Origin of the sequence: Candidatus Amarobacter glycogenicus (genome assembly GCF_016704105.1) — a bacterium.
Lineage (GTDB): Bacteria > Chloroflexota > Dehalococcoidia > Tepidiformales > Tepidiformaceae > Amarobacter > Amarobacter glycogenicus.
In genome coordinates this window covers 19,274-35,198 of record NZ_JADJAT010000006.1, presented here as the reverse complement: position 1 = coordinate 35,198, position 15,925 = coordinate 19,274, and the positions used below count along the sequence as shown (strand labels likewise).

14 protein-coding genes are annotated in these 15,925 nt (G+C 64.8%); 9 read left to right on the top strand and 5 right to left on the bottom strand.

Going from position 1 to position 15,925, the window contains the following annotated elements; all coding sequences use genetic code 11:
- Positions 1-3 precede the first annotated feature (3 nt).
- The 7 genes from IPG14_RS09560 to IPG14_RS09530 are packed head-to-tail and all read left to right on the top strand — an operon-like array spanning position 4 to position 8,293.
- Positions 4-1,065 (top strand): 4Fe-4S dicluster domain-containing protein, encoded by a 1,062-nt coding sequence (locus IPG14_RS09560; RefSeq protein ID WP_343384009.1) that lies wholly within the window; start codon positions 4-6, stop codon positions 1,063-1,065.
- 2 nt (positions 1,066-1,067) lie between these two features.
- Complete coding sequence (locus IPG14_RS09555; RefSeq protein WP_343384010.1) at positions 1,068-1,751, top strand: molecular chaperone TorD family protein; 684 nt, start codon at positions 1,068-1,070, stop codon at positions 1,749-1,751.
- A 32-nt stretch (positions 1,752-1,783) separates the two neighbouring features.
- Complete coding sequence (locus tag IPG14_RS09550) at positions 1,784-4,531, top strand: molybdopterin-dependent oxidoreductase (protein WP_343391646.1); 2,748 nt, start codon at positions 1,784-1,786, stop codon at positions 4,529-4,531.
- On the top strand, positions 4,528-6,009 hold the full coding sequence (locus IPG14_RS09545) for a hypothetical protein (protein WP_343384012.1): 1,482 nt from the start codon (positions 4,528-4,530) through the stop codon (positions 6,007-6,009). The genes IPG14_RS09550 and IPG14_RS09545 overlap by 4 nt, the downstream gene beginning before the upstream one ends.
- Positions 6,002-6,553 carry a CopD family protein gene (locus IPG14_RS09540; protein ID WP_343384013.1) on the top strand — a complete coding sequence of 184 codons (552 nt, stop codon included), beginning with the start codon at positions 6,002-6,004 and terminating at the stop codon, positions 6,551-6,553. Before IPG14_RS09545 ends, IPG14_RS09540 begins: the two co-directional genes overlap by 8 nt.
- 34 nt (positions 6,554-6,587) lie before the next feature.
- A complete protein-coding gene (locus IPG14_RS09535; protein ID WP_343384014.1) occupies positions 6,588-7,115 on the top strand; it encodes a hypothetical protein in 528 nt (175 codons plus the stop codon).
- Positions 7,116-7,138: 23 nt separating this feature from the next.
- Complete coding sequence (locus IPG14_RS09530; protein WP_343388521.1) at positions 7,139-8,293, top strand: AMP-binding protein; 1,155 nt, start codon at positions 7,139-7,141, stop codon at positions 8,291-8,293.
- Here IPG14_RS09530 and IPG14_RS09525 read toward each other — a convergent pair.
- The 5 genes from IPG14_RS09525 to IPG14_RS09505 are packed head-to-tail and all read right to left on the bottom strand — an operon-like array spanning position 8,275 to position 13,741.
- Positions 8,275-8,943 (bottom strand): molecular chaperone TorD family protein, encoded by a 669-nt coding sequence (locus tag IPG14_RS09525; RefSeq protein ID WP_343384016.1) that lies wholly within the window; start codon positions 8,941-8,943, stop codon positions 8,275-8,277. The genes IPG14_RS09530 and IPG14_RS09525 overlap by 19 nt on opposite strands.
- A complete protein-coding gene (locus tag IPG14_RS09520; RefSeq protein WP_343384017.1) occupies positions 8,940-9,989 on the bottom strand; it encodes a 4Fe-4S dicluster domain-containing protein in 1,050 nt (349 codons plus the stop codon). The genes IPG14_RS09525 and IPG14_RS09520 overlap by 4 nt, the downstream gene beginning before the upstream one ends.
- Before the next feature lie 15 nt (positions 9,990-10,004).
- On the bottom strand, positions 10,005-10,670 hold the full coding sequence (locus IPG14_RS09515; protein WP_343384018.1) for an ethylbenzene dehydrogenase-related protein: 666 nt from the start codon (positions 10,668-10,670) through the stop codon (positions 10,005-10,007).
- On the bottom strand, positions 10,667-13,549 hold the full coding sequence (locus IPG14_RS09510; RefSeq protein ID WP_343384019.1) for a molybdopterin-dependent oxidoreductase: 2,883 nt from the start codon (positions 13,547-13,549) through the stop codon (positions 10,667-10,669). Before IPG14_RS09510 ends, IPG14_RS09515 begins: the two co-directional genes overlap by 4 nt.
- 45 nt (positions 13,550-13,594) lie before the next feature.
- Positions 13,595-13,741: a hypothetical protein gene (locus tag IPG14_RS09505; RefSeq protein WP_343384020.1), complete on the bottom strand. Its 147-nt coding sequence runs from the start codon at positions 13,739-13,741 to the stop codon at positions 13,595-13,597.
- A gap of 157 nt (positions 13,742-13,898) precedes the next feature.
- Between IPG14_RS09505 and IPG14_RS09500 the strand changes: the two genes are divergently transcribed.
- Both IPG14_RS09500 and IPG14_RS09495 read left to right on the top strand, forming a co-directional pair.
- Positions 13,899-15,101, top strand: coding sequence for an acyl-CoA dehydrogenase family protein (locus tag IPG14_RS09500; RefSeq protein WP_343391645.1), 1,203 nt, complete (start codon positions 13,899-13,901; stop codon positions 15,099-15,101).
- A 25-nt stretch (positions 15,102-15,126) separates the two neighbouring features.
- Positions 15,127-15,915 (top strand): nitroreductase family protein, encoded by a 789-nt coding sequence (locus IPG14_RS09495; RefSeq protein WP_343384022.1) that lies wholly within the window; start codon positions 15,127-15,129, stop codon positions 15,913-15,915.
- Positions 15,916-15,925: the final 10 nt, after the last annotated feature.

Below are 15,925 nucleotides of genomic sequence, written 5' to 3'. Positions count from 1 at the left end.
ACCATGGCTGCAACAACTGAAGCAAAGGTCCGCCAACTCGCCTGGGTGTACGACCTGAACAAGTGCATCGGCTGTCAGACGTGCTCTGTGGCCTGCAAAGTCCTCTGGACTCGCGAAGAAGGCGAAAAGCACCACTGGTGGATGTCCGTCAACACCATGCCTGGCCTCGGCACGCCGAAGGCCTGGGAAACCATGGGCGGCGGCGTCGATACCACCACCGGCAAGCCTCTCCCCGGCCACCAGCCGACCCGCGAGGAGTTCGGTGGCGGCTTCGAGTTCAACTACGACGAGGTCTTCTACGGAGGCACCTCCGGCAAGGCCCACCTCGAGCCCCAGGCCCCTCGCGAAAACCGCTGGGCAATGAACTGGGACGAAGACCAGGGCGCCGGCGAATGGCCGAACTCCTACTACTTCTATCTTCCCCGGCAGTGCAACCACTGCTCCAACCCGGTCTGCATGACCGCCTGCCCCACGGGGGCACTCCATAAGACCGACGACGGGCTGGTGTTACGGGACGAAGAGACTTGCATGGGCGACAGGTTTTGCATGGAAGCCTGTCCCTACAAGAAGGTCTACTTCAACTACGAACGCCACGTCGGACAGCAGTGCATCGGCTGCTTCCCCCGGATCGAAGCCGGAGTTGCGCCTGCTTGCGTTCGCCAGTGCCCGGGCCGGGCTGTCTTCATCGGCTACCTCGAAGATGAAGACAGCCCGGTGCACAAACTCGTCCGCGAATGGAAGATCGCGCTCCCGCTCCATGCGGAAGCCGGTACCGGCCCGAACGTGTACTACGTCCCGCCGCTCTCGCCATACCGCCTCAACGAGGACATGAGCATCGACACCGAGACTCCGCGCATCCCGCCGGAGTACCTCGAGTCCCTCTTCGGGCCGTCCGTGCACCAGGCTCTGGCCACCCTCAAGAGCGAGATGGACTCTGTCCGCGAAGGCGGCTCCTCAGAGATGCTGAAGACGCTCATCGCCTACAAGTGGCAGGAACTGCTTGGGCCGTTTACTGTCGACCCCGCCACGCTCACGCCTGGCGGCAACGGACACCAGGGGGCTTAACCATGTTCGTCTACTCACTCGCCGGCCTTCAGGTCGATGGCGGAGCGCTCCCCGAAATGGAGTTGCCCGACAACGAGGTCACCGCCCGGACCGGGGTCTACCAGTTGCTCGCCCGGCTTGTCTCGGTGCCCGATGAAGACGCCTACACGGCCGCCCTCGCGGGTGAGTGGGGCGACCGCCTTACCGATGCCGGGAAGCTCCTCGGCTTCCCGTTCTCCTTCGGCAACGGCACGATCGACGCCTCCGTGAGCCGCGAGGACTTCCAGGCGGAATTCCTCCGCGTCTTCGAAGTCGGCGCCACCGGTGGTCCGCCCGCCTCGCTTTTCGGCGGGGCGTATGGCGGCGACCGTATGCAACGCCTCGAAGAGGTTGTCCGCTTCTACGAGTACTTCGGCCTCACAACGTCGGCCGAGGATCCGCGCCCGGCCGACCATCTGGCCACCGAGCTCGAATTCATGAAGTACCTCACCTTTAAGGAAGCGGTTTCTCCTTCGCCTCGCCTCCAAACGTCATATCGCCGTGCTCAGCACGACTTCCTCGAACGCCAGCTCACCGGCTGGGTACCGAAGCTGGCCGAGAAGACGCATGAGGCGAAGACCTGGCCGTACTGGGAGTGGGTGGTAGACACGGTCGCGGGGTTTGCCGCCGCCGATAGCCAGTACGTCTCCGGTGTCCTCGTCGGCTAAAGCCGCACATCTCCGCAAAGCGAAGTGAAGCGATGACCCCCATTTCAGCTTCCCGGTACCGCCAGCGTTGGAGCTGGGAACGGGCCACTTTCGGCACGCACTGCCTCAACTGCCTCGCCACCTGTCCCTACCGGGTCTACACCCGGGACGGGGAAATCCTGTTCGAGGAGCCGGCAGCCGTCTTCGAACAAGTTGAGGACGGCGTGCCGGATATGAACCCCATGTCCTGCCAGAAGGGCAGCGCCTGGAGCATTCAGCTCGATTCGCCCGACCGCCTGCTCCACCCTATGCGCCGCAAGGGCGAGCGGGGCTCGGGCGAGTGGGAACAAATTTCCTGGGATGAAGCCCTCGAAGAGGTCGCCGATGCCGTCATCGAGGCCATCGACCTCGAGGGGCCCGAGTCCGTCGTCTTCGAAGAAACCGTCGAAGGCGGCCTCCTCGCTCAGGCCGCCTACCTTCGCTTCGCCGGCCTCCTGGGCGCCACCACCCTCGATGCCAACGGCCTCATCAACGACTTTCCCGCAGGCCACCACATCACCTTCGGCAAGTTCTCCTGTGCCAGCTCCGTGGACGACACGTTCCATTCCGAGCTCATCCTCATCTGGCACTCGAACCCGTCGTACACGTCGATCCCCTACGCCCACTTCATCACCGAAGCGCGCTACAACGGCTCGCAGGTCGTCTGCATCGCACCGGACTACAGTCCCTCGGCGTTGATGGCGGAAAGCTTCGTCCCGATCCGCCCGGCCACGGATGCGGCGCTCGCCCTCTCAATGTGCCAGGTCATCATTGAAGAGGGCCTCTACCACACCGACTTCGTCCGGTCACAGACTGACCTGACCCTCCTGGTCCACCGCGAGTCCCGCCGGTTCGTGCGCGGCCCGGAACTCCTGGAGGGAGAGCGCGAAGACCAGTTCTACTGGTGGGACAACGCCACCGGCGCCGTCGAGATCGCCCCACGCGGCTCGCTGATGCTCGATGAATCCGACCCCGCGCTCGAAGGCACGTTTACCGCCACCGCCGTCGATGGGAGCACCATCGAAGTCACGACCGTCTTCGAGCTCCTGCGTGAGCAGCTCGCCGAATACACACCCGAGAAGGCCGGCCCGATTTGCGGTATCAATCCCGAAGTTATCCGCAACCTGGCCCGCGATGCAGCCCGCAAGCGCACGAAGATCATCGAAGGCTTCAACACCCCGAAGTACTACCACGGCGACCTCATGGAACGGGCAATGTGCCTCTTCCTCGCGCTCACCGGCAACTGGGGACGCCCCGGCACCGGCATCCAGGGCCTCGCCCTCGCCGGCCTCGATGGTTACATGCTCTTCGGCATGAAGCAGAAGCGGGGCGTCGCCGAGACCATCCGCGTGATGGAGGGCCTCGAAGGCGCCATCGAAAGCCTTCGTTCCCAGGACGAGGAAGCCTCTGACGAGATCCTCGGTTACGAACTGCTCCAGCGCGGCGTCGCGGCCGGCACCGCCAGCCCGCCCGCCTTCTTCCACTTCTACCACTGCGGCTACAAGGACACCTGGAACACCCGTGAGTGGTCCGACGAGACCATGGCCCGCCCGTTCGACGAGTACGTTTCCGATGCCACCCGGCGTGGATGGTGGGGCGGCCTCGTGAAGCCCGGCCCATCCACGGACCCGCAGGTCCTCTTCATCGTCGCCACGAACCCCGTCCGCCGCCAGCGCGGTGGCTCCGATACGCTCCTTAAGAACCTCTGGCCGAAGCTGGAGAAGATCGTCGTGGTCGAGAACCGCATGAGCGCGACTGCCCTCCAGGCCGACATCCTCCTGCCGGCGGCGATGCAATACGAACGTCCGAACCTCCAGTATGCGATTACCCACTCGTTCCACGTCGGGTTCTCCGAACAGGCCCGGCCCCCTCGCGGCGAAGCCCGCACAGAGTGGCAGATCTTCAGAGCGCTTTCCCAGAAGGTGCAGGAGCGCTCCGGCGAGCACGGCGTGACCGAGTATCTCGATGGTCGCCGCCAGCCGCGAAGGCTCGACACCATCGGCGACGCGTTCACGTCGCACGGCGCCTACGACAACGAAGAGTCGGTCATGGATGAATGGCTGCGCGACAGCATCGAGGCGGGCACCTTGCCCGAAAAGGGCAGCCTCGCTTCCCTTCGCGAGCGCGGGACCGCCCGCTTCTCCGGGCTGGGCATGTTTGCGCCCGGTCTCTCACTTGCCGCCAACGTCCAGCCCAACAAGACGGTCACCGCATTTGAGTGGCATGTCGAGGACGGCGTCCCCTTCCCCACGCTCACCCGGCGTGCCCAGTTCCTGATCGACCACCCGTGGTTCGCCGAAGCCGGCGAGGACTTGCCCGTTCACAAGGAGAACCCCGCCGTCGGCGGGAACTATCCGCTCATGGTGACCAGCGGCCACTCTCGCTGGACGGTCCACGCGGTATCCATGGGCAACCCGGTCCTCGCCGGGACCCATCGCGGCGAACCACTGGCGATCCTCGGTACTGCCGAAGCCAACGCTCGCGGCATTTCCGATGGCGACCTGATCCGGGTCTTCAACGACCGTGGCAGCTACTCTATCCGTACCCGAGTTTCACCCCGTGTGCGGCCCGGCCAGTTGATCGTGTACAACGGGTGGGAGCCTCACATGTTCAAGGACTGGAAGGGCTCGAACGAAGTCGAACCCGGCATGGTGAAGTGGCTCCACCTCGTGAGCCGCTACGGCCATCTCCGTTACCTGCCCTTCGGCTGGCAGCCTGTCCCTGCCGACCGAGGCGTTTTCGTGGAGGTCTCTCGAGCATGACACTCGCGCCCAACACATCGCGCGCACCCGAGCCGATAACGCTTACCCCGGAAGAACACGCCGCCATCGCGCGCGTGTTCGAAGGTGCGCCCTCGGTCTTCGGCGCACTCTCCACGCTCCGCACGCGCCGCATCGGCCTCGGCTACCGCAGCGAAACCGGCGAAGATGAGAGCTTCGACTGGTCCAGCCACCTGGTGGTGCGGCAGCGCGAAGGCCCACTATCTTTCGAATCCGCCAGCGGCCCGCGCCCCCTCTCTGAAGTCGAAGAGGCGCTCATCGCATGGGCGTCGCTCGGGCCGAACGGCATCATCACCGCCGATATCCCGGTCCAGGGAGACCTTTCCAGCCTCCTTTCCTGGGCTGGCCGCACCGTCCCGGCCTCGAGCAACGACCAGGCCGTTGACCTGTTCATCATCAACGACACCGGCGTCCATCTCTATCGTCCCGGCACAGAGCGCATGGCTCCCGTCGAGATCGCCGGGCCGGATGACTACTGGAAGGTCCTCCACTGGTACCGCGCCGGCCGCACCACGCTGACGCCGAAGCGGCCCGATGTCGCCTGGGCGACGGCGCCGCCAGGCACCCACAATGTGAACACCATGGGCGCGCTTCAGTACAACGCGAACCGCCCCGGCAGTACCTGGTTCCTCCCCGTCGGCGATGTCGGCCTGGAATGGGTCAACCTGCTGCTCTCCTCGTATCAGTTCGGGGGCTTCTACCTCCAGGACCCGGAGACCAACAAGCCTGCCGGCTGCGAGCAGTGGATCCGCCCCGGTTTCCTCGAAGTTGGCTTCCCCATCCCCATCTTTGATGAGCTCGCGCTGATGCAGCACGTCACCGAAGTGGCCTGCGTCGTCCAGAACATCCGCCTCGCCTGCGAGACCATGGGCCTCGGCGCCTGGGCCATGGGCGGCTACTCGGATGACCTCCTGCTGGGTGCTTACCCGGAAGTTGCCGCCGGGCTCGGCTTCGCGTTCCTGGAACGCGACCCGGCCCGCAACCCTTCGAAGACCGCCACCTGCCAGGGCCTCCCGGGAGTCCTCGATGCGCGCATGGCCCCATCCCGTAGGTTCCCTAACGCCGAGGCGCTTGTCCGCCACGTCGTGGAGCTGCGCTATCAGCGCGGGGCGCACCTCTCGCCTACCGATAACTGGGGCGAGCGGAACAAGGGCCCCTTCACCGGCGAAACGCGCGAAGCTATCCTCCAGCATCCGCGTACCCACATCCCCGATTGGGTCGTCGAGGCGGCGATTGACACGATCGCCTACATCATCGACAAGTACGGGAGCGCGCCGTCGCACATCAACCCGGTGCGCGCGAAGTTCTCCGCCCAGGTTCACCACGTCGACCTCGACTACTACCGGAAGTTCCACACGGGCGGCGAGGAACCCTACATGGCAACACCCCAGCTCCTCTCTCACTTCCGGGATTGGCATCCCGGCAGCAACGACCCCTACCAGAGGGCGCCCCATGCCTAGCGATCCCGACATCTGGTTGCACATCATCTACGGCTACCTCCACGACCTCGCCATCGCGACCTACCTCGGCGGCGCTGTTGCGATGGAGTTCGTCCTCGGTCCCGCCCAGGGGTCGATCCCCCCGGCACAGGCCCAGGTCATGGGCCAGAAGACGTCCGACCGTTTCCTCTGGCTGGTCTGGGGCTCCCTTGGCGTCATCATCGTCACTGCCGTCCTCCGCCTCGAACATCTCGGTAGGCTCGACTGGACGTGGCCGTTCTTCAACTCGGGACTCAGTCTCGATCAGAGCTACGGCCGTACCATCCTGGCGATGTTCTTGCTCTGGTGCGTACTCGTGGTGAACGGTTCGCTGGTCACTTTCGTCTTCCGCCCCCGCCTGGCGGGCAAGTTCACACCTGGCACTTCCGCTGCACAGGTCACCGCCAGCCAGACCGCCAAAATGCAGGCCGCTACCTGGATCCAGCGGCTGACCCGCGTCGACCTCGGCGTGGCCGTCGTCATCGCCTTGATGGGCGCCTCGCTCAAGTGGGGAGGCCTCATCTGAGACGTCCCGCTTCCCGCCACGGAGGGGAACGCCCTTGGATACATTGCTGGCCACGGTCCATGCGCTGGCGTGGGCAGTCTATGTCGGTGGCTCGATAACCATGGAGTGGGTGCTCCGCTACGCACAGCGCACTATGCCGCCTTCCCAGGTCGGCGTCGTCTGCAAGAACGCCGGCACCCGCTATCGCTGGTTTGCCCTCGTTTCGCTGCTCGTCATTGGAGCTTCCGGGGCGGCAATGTTCCTGCGCATCGATGACGCCGAACTGGCTGCACGGGCGGGCTCGCCGGAACTCAGCCTGGGCGATTCCTACGGCAGGACCATGCTTCTGCTCACCGTTGGCTGGTTGGCCCTCGCCGCGACCGTCGCAGCCATGGCCTTCTGGCTCCATCCAGCCCAGCGCAAGCGCTCCCGTCCGGATATGACCAGCGAAGCCATCGCCGCCGAGCGTCTCCGCATCGGACGTGCGATCAAGCAGATGGACCGCGCGCTGAAGTTTGAACTCGTCGTTTCGGTAATCTGTATTGGTATCGCCGCCTCTCTTCGGACCGGCGGCCTCATCTAGCCACACCCAGGAGGCCCCAAGCCATGCCCAAGACGATCGCAATCACTCCCTCCTGGTATTGGCCAGCCGGCATTTCGCGCGTCGTTGGAGTGCCGCCCTACTCCATCTACGACCTTTGCGTCGTTCGCAACGAGCGCCACACGCCCCAGGCCCCGGCGATCATTGACGCGCAGGGGACGCTCACCTTCGAGGGCCTGCGGGCCGAAGTCGATAGGCGGGCCAAGGCCCTGGCGCTCGCGGCCGGCGAAGCTCGCATCGCGGTCCTGCCCGGTGCGCTTTCGCGTGACAACGTACTCGAACTCCTGGCCGGGCTTGCCTCGGGCGTAAAGCTCCACATAACGTCAGGCGACCCTGCCACCGTTGCTACCGGGCTTGGCGCCCCCGTCGTCGCCGGCCAGCAACCCCCCGGCGAGACCAGTGCGGTCCCCGACGTGTCCCTGCTCGATCCCTCTCGGCCGGCAGTCGTCATCGAAGGCGGTGACGGCCCCGTCAGCCACTCCAACCGCTCTCTCCTCGCGATGGCGATCTCCATGGCGACGTTCGTCGATGCCGGGCGCGATAGTCCGTGGCTCTCGACCCTCCCGCTCTCGACATGGCAGGGGTTGATGGCCGTCCTGTTGCCGCTTCACCTCGGCGCGCCGCTCGTCATCCCCCCGGCAAACGCCGATCCCGACACGCTCCTCGGGCTCATTCCGCGCCACCAGGTGAAGTACGCCATCGCCGGCATCGAAGGGTTCGCTCACGCCTGCCGTGAAGCCAAGCGGGCAGCCAAAGACTCCCGCAAGATGCTCGCGGCCGCTCTCCTCTCCGTCGATGGCCCCTTCGACCCCGATCAACGACGGCGCGTGGGCAAGGCGCTTGAGTGCCCGGCACTCACCTTCTGGGGCATGCCCGAAACCGGTCCGGTCTTCGCCGCGCACCAGTCCTGGTACATCGATGAATCCGTCGGCCTGCCGATGACCAACGCCCACGTTGTCCCTTCGGACCCCCGATCTGGGCAGCCTATCCAGGCACTCTGGGAACTCGTCGAAATGGCGGAAGTGACGGTATTCTCGCCGTCGCTCATGGCCGATCGCGAGGCCGCGGTCTCGAGTGGCCGGTTCGCTGGGAACCGCTTCCGGACCGGGATGATGGCATCGTCCGATGCGAACGGGATGGTCTACCTGCTCGGTCGGTAACCCGAAACCATGGGGATAGCGGCGTTGCCGGGATAACTGGCCCGGAGCTGCCGCAACCGCGTTGAACTCACGGCTTTCACCGTGTCCACGAGTGCCCGGTAGAACGGAGTTGCGTCGCGCTTGCCAAGGCGGTCAGCCGTCTGTTCCGCCCACGGACAGAGGTGCCGCTCAAGTACGTCCGCCATTGCCCGTTCTCGCGCCTCCCGGGTCTCACCGGGACCGAGAGCTGTCCCTTCTGCCAGGAACCGGATGAACTCCAGCACCGTCGGCACGAAGTCGGGCAGATCGTGCGCCTCTGAATCGACCGTCAGGCCGAAGTGGCGGTACAGCCGCAGCAACTCTTCCATCGCATCGCGCCGGCGGGGAGCGTAGACGCCCGTGTAGAGCGGCGTGGGCGTTCGGTCCGGCAGGTCGAACAGGCGGATGTACTCCGCCTCCAGCTCACCGGCCGGAAGCCCCGGGGGTTCCAGGCCGTCCAGCGGCGCGCCGGCGTCGTACGACAGGTGGCCCAGCAGGTGCCCGATGGTGCTCAGGAAGCGCCCGGAGTCCACGGCTTCAGCCAGCTCGGCGTTGGGGAACGAAAGGCTTTCCGAAAGCAGACCGTAGAGGTCTGCTTCGGCGTTCGCGGCAGAACTGTCCGGCCCGTTCATCGCGTGACCGGCGGCCGTATCAGTTCCGCGGGATTCTGCGTGAACGGCCCCATCAGGTCGTTCCAGTCCCGCGAGATGAGGATGTCCATCAGTTCCGAGCTTTCGCCGCGGGTTGTCTTCTCGCGTTCACGCTCGATCGTCTCCAGCGCCGCGTCGACTCCAGGGCCGAACATCTCCCGCAGGTACTCGGCCGGAATGCGCCGTTTCGTATCATCGAACTCGCCGCCCTCGTTAAACGCGGATGGCGCCAGCGGCGGGACGTAGAAGACGTTCGGTTCGGTCCCGAAGTCCGGCCGCAGCGGAAGCGCGACCTTCCATTCGTTCACCAGCTTGTGAGGGTGGCCCTCTTTGTTGTCCATGTAGTCGATGTGGCGGACACGTCCAGGGCACTGGCGTACGCACGCCGGGGCGACTCCCGCCTCCAGCCGTGGATAGCAGGCGATGCACTTCTGGGCGACTGCGCGCTGAGGGTTGAAGTAGATGCGCTTGTACGGGCATGCCTCGGCACAGAACCGGTAGCCATTGCATCGCTCTTCATCGATCAGGATGATCCCGTCTTCTTCGCGCCGGTAGAGCCCTTCGCGAGGGCAGGCTTCCAGGCACGCTGGCTTCGAACAGTTAGCGCAGATCTGTTGCAGGTAGAAGAAGAACGAGTCGGGATAGACTCCCCCGCCCAGGTCCTCGTCCCAGTTCGGGCCCCACGATGGCGTACTGCCGTCTCGCTCGCGGGGGTGCAGCGGGATGCGCTCGGAGCCGCTGAATACCGCCTGCTGGTCAAAGTCCCACGCCTCGCCATATTCGCGCTGCGCCGGGAACTTGCCCGGTACTGGCTGACCGTCGCGATAACCGCCGCCGTGCGAGAAGACGTCTCGCGGGGTGCCTCCGCCTGGCATCGTATTCACGATGTTCCACCACATCGACTCCATGCCCGGCCCATCTGTCCAGAGGGTCTTGCAAGCGATGGAGCACGACTGGCAGCCCAGGCACTTGTTCAGGTCGAACACCATAGCCAGCTGCCTCGCTGGCCGTGAAGTCGCGGTGCCCATGATCTCCTCCGTTACCTACGCCGGCACTTCCAGCGTGAGCCAGCCGGGGGTGTGTGATTTCAGCCCAGCCCGTTCTTCGAGCGCGCCTTGCCAGACGGCGATGCCAATCGGGACGGTCGCGCCGCCTCGGATTGGGACGCCTTGTTCCTCGAGCGGCCGTGAGAACACCACGCTCCACTCGTCCGCGTTCCATGTTGCTTCCACCGAAACACCGTGCGGCGGGGCCTGGCGGGTAACCGTACCGAGCCCTGTCGCCTGGATGACGAACGGGATCGCGGTGCCGGCCCGCCAATGCCATGCCTGGACCGGATGTGCAGCGTCGCCCATCGTTGCCAGTTCCGCCCCCTTCCCGTCGAGCGGGAAGAGCACAGCGCACGCGTCGGCGAAGACATTGTTATCGGTGATCGCCGGTCTCGGGTTCAGCGCCTTCCAGCGCAGTCGAACATGGAGGACGCCACCGGCCACGGCTGCCGCGGCACGTACCGATGGCGTCGCCCCATGTTTGCGATCGGCCCACGCCGTTCGGACGTAGGCCGATGGCTGGACCTCGAGCGGCGTCGGTTCGAGCGGGACCTCGACCTCAACCGCCGCTCCCCAGCCCGCGCTTAGCGGGCCGAGCGGACCATCCTTCGTCGGCGCAATCCGCGCCCCAACAATTCGAGAAGCCGTTACCGCAGTCATTGCGCGTGCTCCACGAGTTCTACTTCGACAGCCACTTCCTTCGGGACGTGGTTCATCGTGTACGAAGCCATCCGGTAGTGGAGCTGACCGTAGTCGCCCACCAGGTTCGTCGGTTTGATCGGGCTCGCGGCCACGTCGTTCTGGGTCGCCCAGTCTTTGAACTGATAACCCTCCCAGGCGTGGTAGACGATGATCGTCCCGGGTTGGACCGCCGGCGAAACCTTCGCCCGCAGTTCGAACTTGCCGACGTCGTTCCGTACGCGAATCTGGTCGTGGTCGCGAATCCCGCGGGCTTCGGCATCGATAACCGAGACGTAGGCCACAGGCTCGCCCCGCTGCAGGCGCAGCAGTTCTTCGCTTGCCCGCCAGATGCTGTGCATACTCCAGCGGGTGTGCCCGCCGGTCATGCGCAACGGATATTTCCCGCCGGCATTCACCGGCTCCTTGTGGACAAGCAACTCTTCGCCCGCCTCGCGGAACCAGAGATGGTCGATATAAAACTGCTGGCGACCCGTGAGAGTCGGCCACGGATTCTTCCGCTCGACGAACCATCCGCAGGAGTACATCGGACGGTCCTCGGTGTAGTCGCTGAAGACCGAGTTGAACTGGACAGCGAGCGCCGAAGGCTGGACCGCCTTGATCTTCACCATCCCCTTTTCAGCGGCCTTCGCCCAGGCGCCTTCGCCCAGCCCGCTATTTCTGGTGATGGCCGAGTTCTGGAGGATGAAGTCGAGCGCTCGCTCTTCCCCTTCCGGGCCCGCCTCGTACACGCCGTCGGCACTCATATCGTCGTACAGGCGGTCGAGCCGATGCTCGCCACCCTGGGCGTCGATATATGGCTTCGTGCCACGGGCGATGGCGCGTTCCTGGATCTTCTTCGCCAGGAGGAACGCCACGTCCCATTCGTGCTTCGATTCGTACAGCGGCGGCACCGCGCGGTCACCCACGACCACGTACGGCACGTAGGTGCTTGTGTACTTGATCCCGGGCTTCTCGTAGTAGCCGCACCCCGGCAGGACGTAATCCGCCCAGAGCGCCGAGGTCGACATCCGGAAGTCGAGCGTGACGATCGTGTCGATGCTCGCCCAGAGGTTGTCGCGAATGACCGCAGGATTGGGCCAGCGCCGCAACGGGTTCGGCCCCGAGAAGTAGAGGAACTGTGGCCGCTTCCCGCGCGGTGGCGAAATCGGCTGCCAGCCGGCCGCAAGCGCTTCCTCGATGTAGTCCTTTACGGGCCGCGGAAGGCTCGGGTCGTTGTACTCCTGCTTGCTCGCGATGGCGGCCCACTTGTCGTCGTGCGCGTAAAGCCACGGGATCAGCGGGGTCGCGTGTCCATGCCGGCCGGCCTGGAACGTGAGCTTGGAAAGCTCCTGGACGCTCACCCGGTCGACCGGGAGTTCGGGCACGGGCGCGGTGTTCAGCCGCACCTGGGGACCCATCATCCCGCCGCTGGTCAGCGCACCGTTTGGGGGCGGCCACCAGGTCGAGACTTTGATCCCGGTGCCGGGCTTCCCGCCCGAGTTTCCGGTGAGCGCGCACATGTACGCCATTCCCCTCTGGAAGAGGTCGGAATGGTAGTGCTTGCAGGCGCCCCAGGATGAGTAGATCATCGCCGACTTGGCGGCGGCAAACTCCCGCGCAACGACGCGGATGTTGTTCGCTGCGACGCCGGTGATCGTTTCGACGTACTCCGGTGTGTACTCCGCAGCCCGCTTCTTCAACAGTTCGAAAACCGGCCGGACCGTCACCGTCTTGCCGTTCAGCAAGCGGACGCGATGAGAACCCTCCAGCGCCGGGTCAAGCTCTTCGTCCGCGGCGATCGTCGAGTAGGTGGAGCCCCAGCTCCCCGTCGGCGATTCCTTGCGCCCCGTGAGCGTATTCCAGACGAAGAAGACCGCGTCCGAGCCGTCTTCATAGACGTCAGACTCGCGCAGGTACTGGCCGGTGTCGGTTCGCACCAGGAACGGCAGGTCTGTCTGTTCCTTGATGTAGGCGACGTCGTGTAGGCCTTCTTCGAGGATGACGCTGACCATGCCGAGCGCCAGGGCCGCATCCGTGCCGAAACGCACGTTCAGCCAGCGGTCCGCATGGATCGTCGAGGCGTTGTAGTCGGGCGCGATGCTCACGACCTTCGCCCCGCGGTATCGCGCCTCCCACATGAAGTGGGCCTCGGGCACCTTCGTATACGAGGGGTTGCCGATCCAGACGAGGATGTAGTCGGAGAGGAACCAGTCGTCGGCCGTCCCTTCCGACATGTAGAGTCCCCACGATTGAATCAGCCCCGTCGGCAGGTCGCCGACGCCGGCATACGAGTCGATCGTCGTGCTGCCAAGCCCTGTCGTGAACAGGTGTGATTCCATCGGCGAACCGATACCGAAGTCCAGGTTCGTGGTGCCGTTGTCGTAGACGATGCAGTCCGAACCCGCGGTTTCGGCGACATCGATCAGCTTGTCCGCGATCTCCGTCAGTGCCTGGTCCCACGAAAGGCGCTCCCACTTCCCGTCGCCCCGCTTGCCCGCCCGCTTCATCGGATACTTGATCCGCGTCGGGTCGTACATCACCGAGCTGTAGACACACCCCATCGGGCAACCGCGAGGATTGAAGTCCGGCACATCGGCGAAGGACTTCTCATAGGTTGCGTTCTGCTCTTCGCGCCAGACGATCCCGTCCTTCACATACGCGTCGATCGAGCACGCCGAAATGCAGTTCACCCGTGTATGGGTGACCTTCACTACCTTGTCCCAGGTCCATTGGTCCCGGTAGACGTCTTCCCATGAACGATATTCGTAGGGTCGCGAGAGCAGTTCTTCGAGGCGCGCGGAGGCATCGAGCGGTTTTAGCCGCTTTAGCGGGGCGCGCGTGGCCGTGATGGTTGCCATCCGTTAATGTCCGTTCCGCGTGACTAGGGGTTGTGGGGGGAGCCGCTACTTGTCCGAAGGTGGCTTCTGCTCGGCTTTCGCCGCCGCCGCGCCACCGCGTGCCGCTACTTTCTTCGGGCGGCGTGCGGCCGGCTTGGCCTCTTCCGCTCCCTTGAGCTTTTCCAGGTCAACATTGAGCGAGGGTGCAAACATCTTGTGCCTCCAAAAGTGGGACACGCCCGAGGGGGCCCGGGCTGCCCACCACCAGAACGTACGCCCCTCTCCGCCCGCGGGTCATGATCGCGGTCATATCGATGCGGACGGATGCACTCCTACGGTCGCTCCGATAGCTCGGAAGGGGGCGCACAGCGTGATAACTGACATCGAGGTTGGACTCTCAGATACCGAACGGCAGATCCGCGATTCCGTGCACCGCTTCGCCAGGGACGTCATGCGCCCAGCCGGCGAGCAGCTCGACCGGCTCCACGATCCGCAGGATGTGATTGCCTCGAATTCCATCCTCTGGGACGTGTTCAAGAAGCACCGCGAGGCCGGCCTCGCCGATATTGAAGGGACGACAGCCGAGCTCTCCCCGTTCGAACGCGCCCGCCTCCGTGCCATTACCAGCGAGGAGATGGGCTGGGGCGATTCCGGCCTCGCGATCAGCCTCGGTGTTGCGAACTTTCATAAGACGTTCGCGATGATGTCCGGTCGTCCCGCCCTCATCGACCGGTTTGTGCGAGGCGGCCAGGACGAGATTGGTTGCTGGGCGGTCACCGAACCCGACCACGGCAGCGACAGCCTGACCTTCACCGAGCCCCACTTCTCAGACTCCGCCATCCGCGCGAACTGCATCGCCACTCGCGATGGCGACGACTACATCATCCGCGGCCAGAAGTCCGGCTGGGTCTCCAACGGGACCATGGCGACGGTTGCGGCACTCTTCTGCACGATCGATCCGTCCCAGGGCTTCAAGGGCGGCGGTGTCGCCGTCGTTCCCCTGGACCTCCCGGGAGTCTCCCGCGGAAAGCCCACCAATAAGCTTGGTCAGCGGGCCCTCAACCAGGGCGAGATATTCTTTGACGAGGTTCGCATCCCCGCCGAGTACATGGTGGTCGGCAGTGACGCCTACGGCGCCGTCGTCGAACAGATCCTGACCGGAGCCAACGCCAGCATGGGCACGATCTTCGTTGGCGTTGCCCGGGCCGCGCTCGAACACGCCGTCGAGTACGCGAAAACGCGCGTCCAGGGCGGTGTGCCGATCATCCAGCACCAGAGTGTCAAGGCGCGCCTCTTCAAGATGTTCGTCCAGGTCGAAGCCGCCCGCTCGCTCTCTCGCCGTGTTGCCCACTACAACGCAACGAATCCGCCCCTCATCCAGTACTCCATCGCCTCGAAGGTCAACTCCACCAACACCGCCTTCGAAGTCGCCAGCCAGGCGATCCAGATCTTCGGAGGCAACGGCCTGACTCGCGATTTCCCGGTGGAGAAGCTGATGCGCGATGCCCGCGCCTCGATGATCGAGGACGGTTGCAACGACCTCCTCAGCCTCGTCGGCGCCAGCAGGCTCTGAAACCACCCCTGGAAGGAGACCCCATTTGGAACTCAGAGAAGCCATTGGCAGGCGGCGTTCGATCCGCTTCATGCTGCCCTATAAGCCTGTCGAGCCAGAGAAGATCCAGCGGATGCTCGAAGCCGCCCGGATCGCTTCGCACTGGGGCAACGTCCAGTCGCTCCGCGCGGTCGTCGTCTTCAAGGATTCCGCCTCACCCGAGGTCATCCAGGCGATAACCGCACCCGTGGCCGGCTTCCAGATCCGCCTCGCACCCGTCGTCATCGTCTGGTACGTCGAAACGGCGGCTGTCGATGAACAGTCCGACCGCCTTCGCGAGCTGCTGAAGGCCGGGGCCCTCGGCTTCGGCGATGACAAGGAAGCCGCCCTCGAGCGCCAGCTTATCCCGTTCTTCTCCGGTATCAAGGAGCGCCTCAAGGAACCTGGGATGAACGAGATGGACTGCGGCCAGGGCATCGCCCAGGCCACCCTCATGGCCTTCGAACAAGGCCTCGGCACCTGCCTCCTTGGCGGCGGCAACACCGAGAAGATGCGGCAGAACCTCGGCCTCCCCGAAAGCGCCCGCATCCTCATCATCCAGACCGTCGGCTATCCCGCCGAAAGCCCCGAGGCCGGTGGGCAGAGGCCTCGCCAGCCCTTCGAGAGCCTGTTCCACATGAACGGCTACGGGAAACCATTCCCGCGTTCCGCCGATGTGGTGGAAGAACTCCACGCCGACGGTATGCTCCAGCAGCCAGCTCCCGCGCCGTGGCGCGAAGCTGAGCTCGAATATCTGCGCCAGGCCCTTGCCATCAAAGGCAACGGGCTCATTTAAGGAGTGCCGC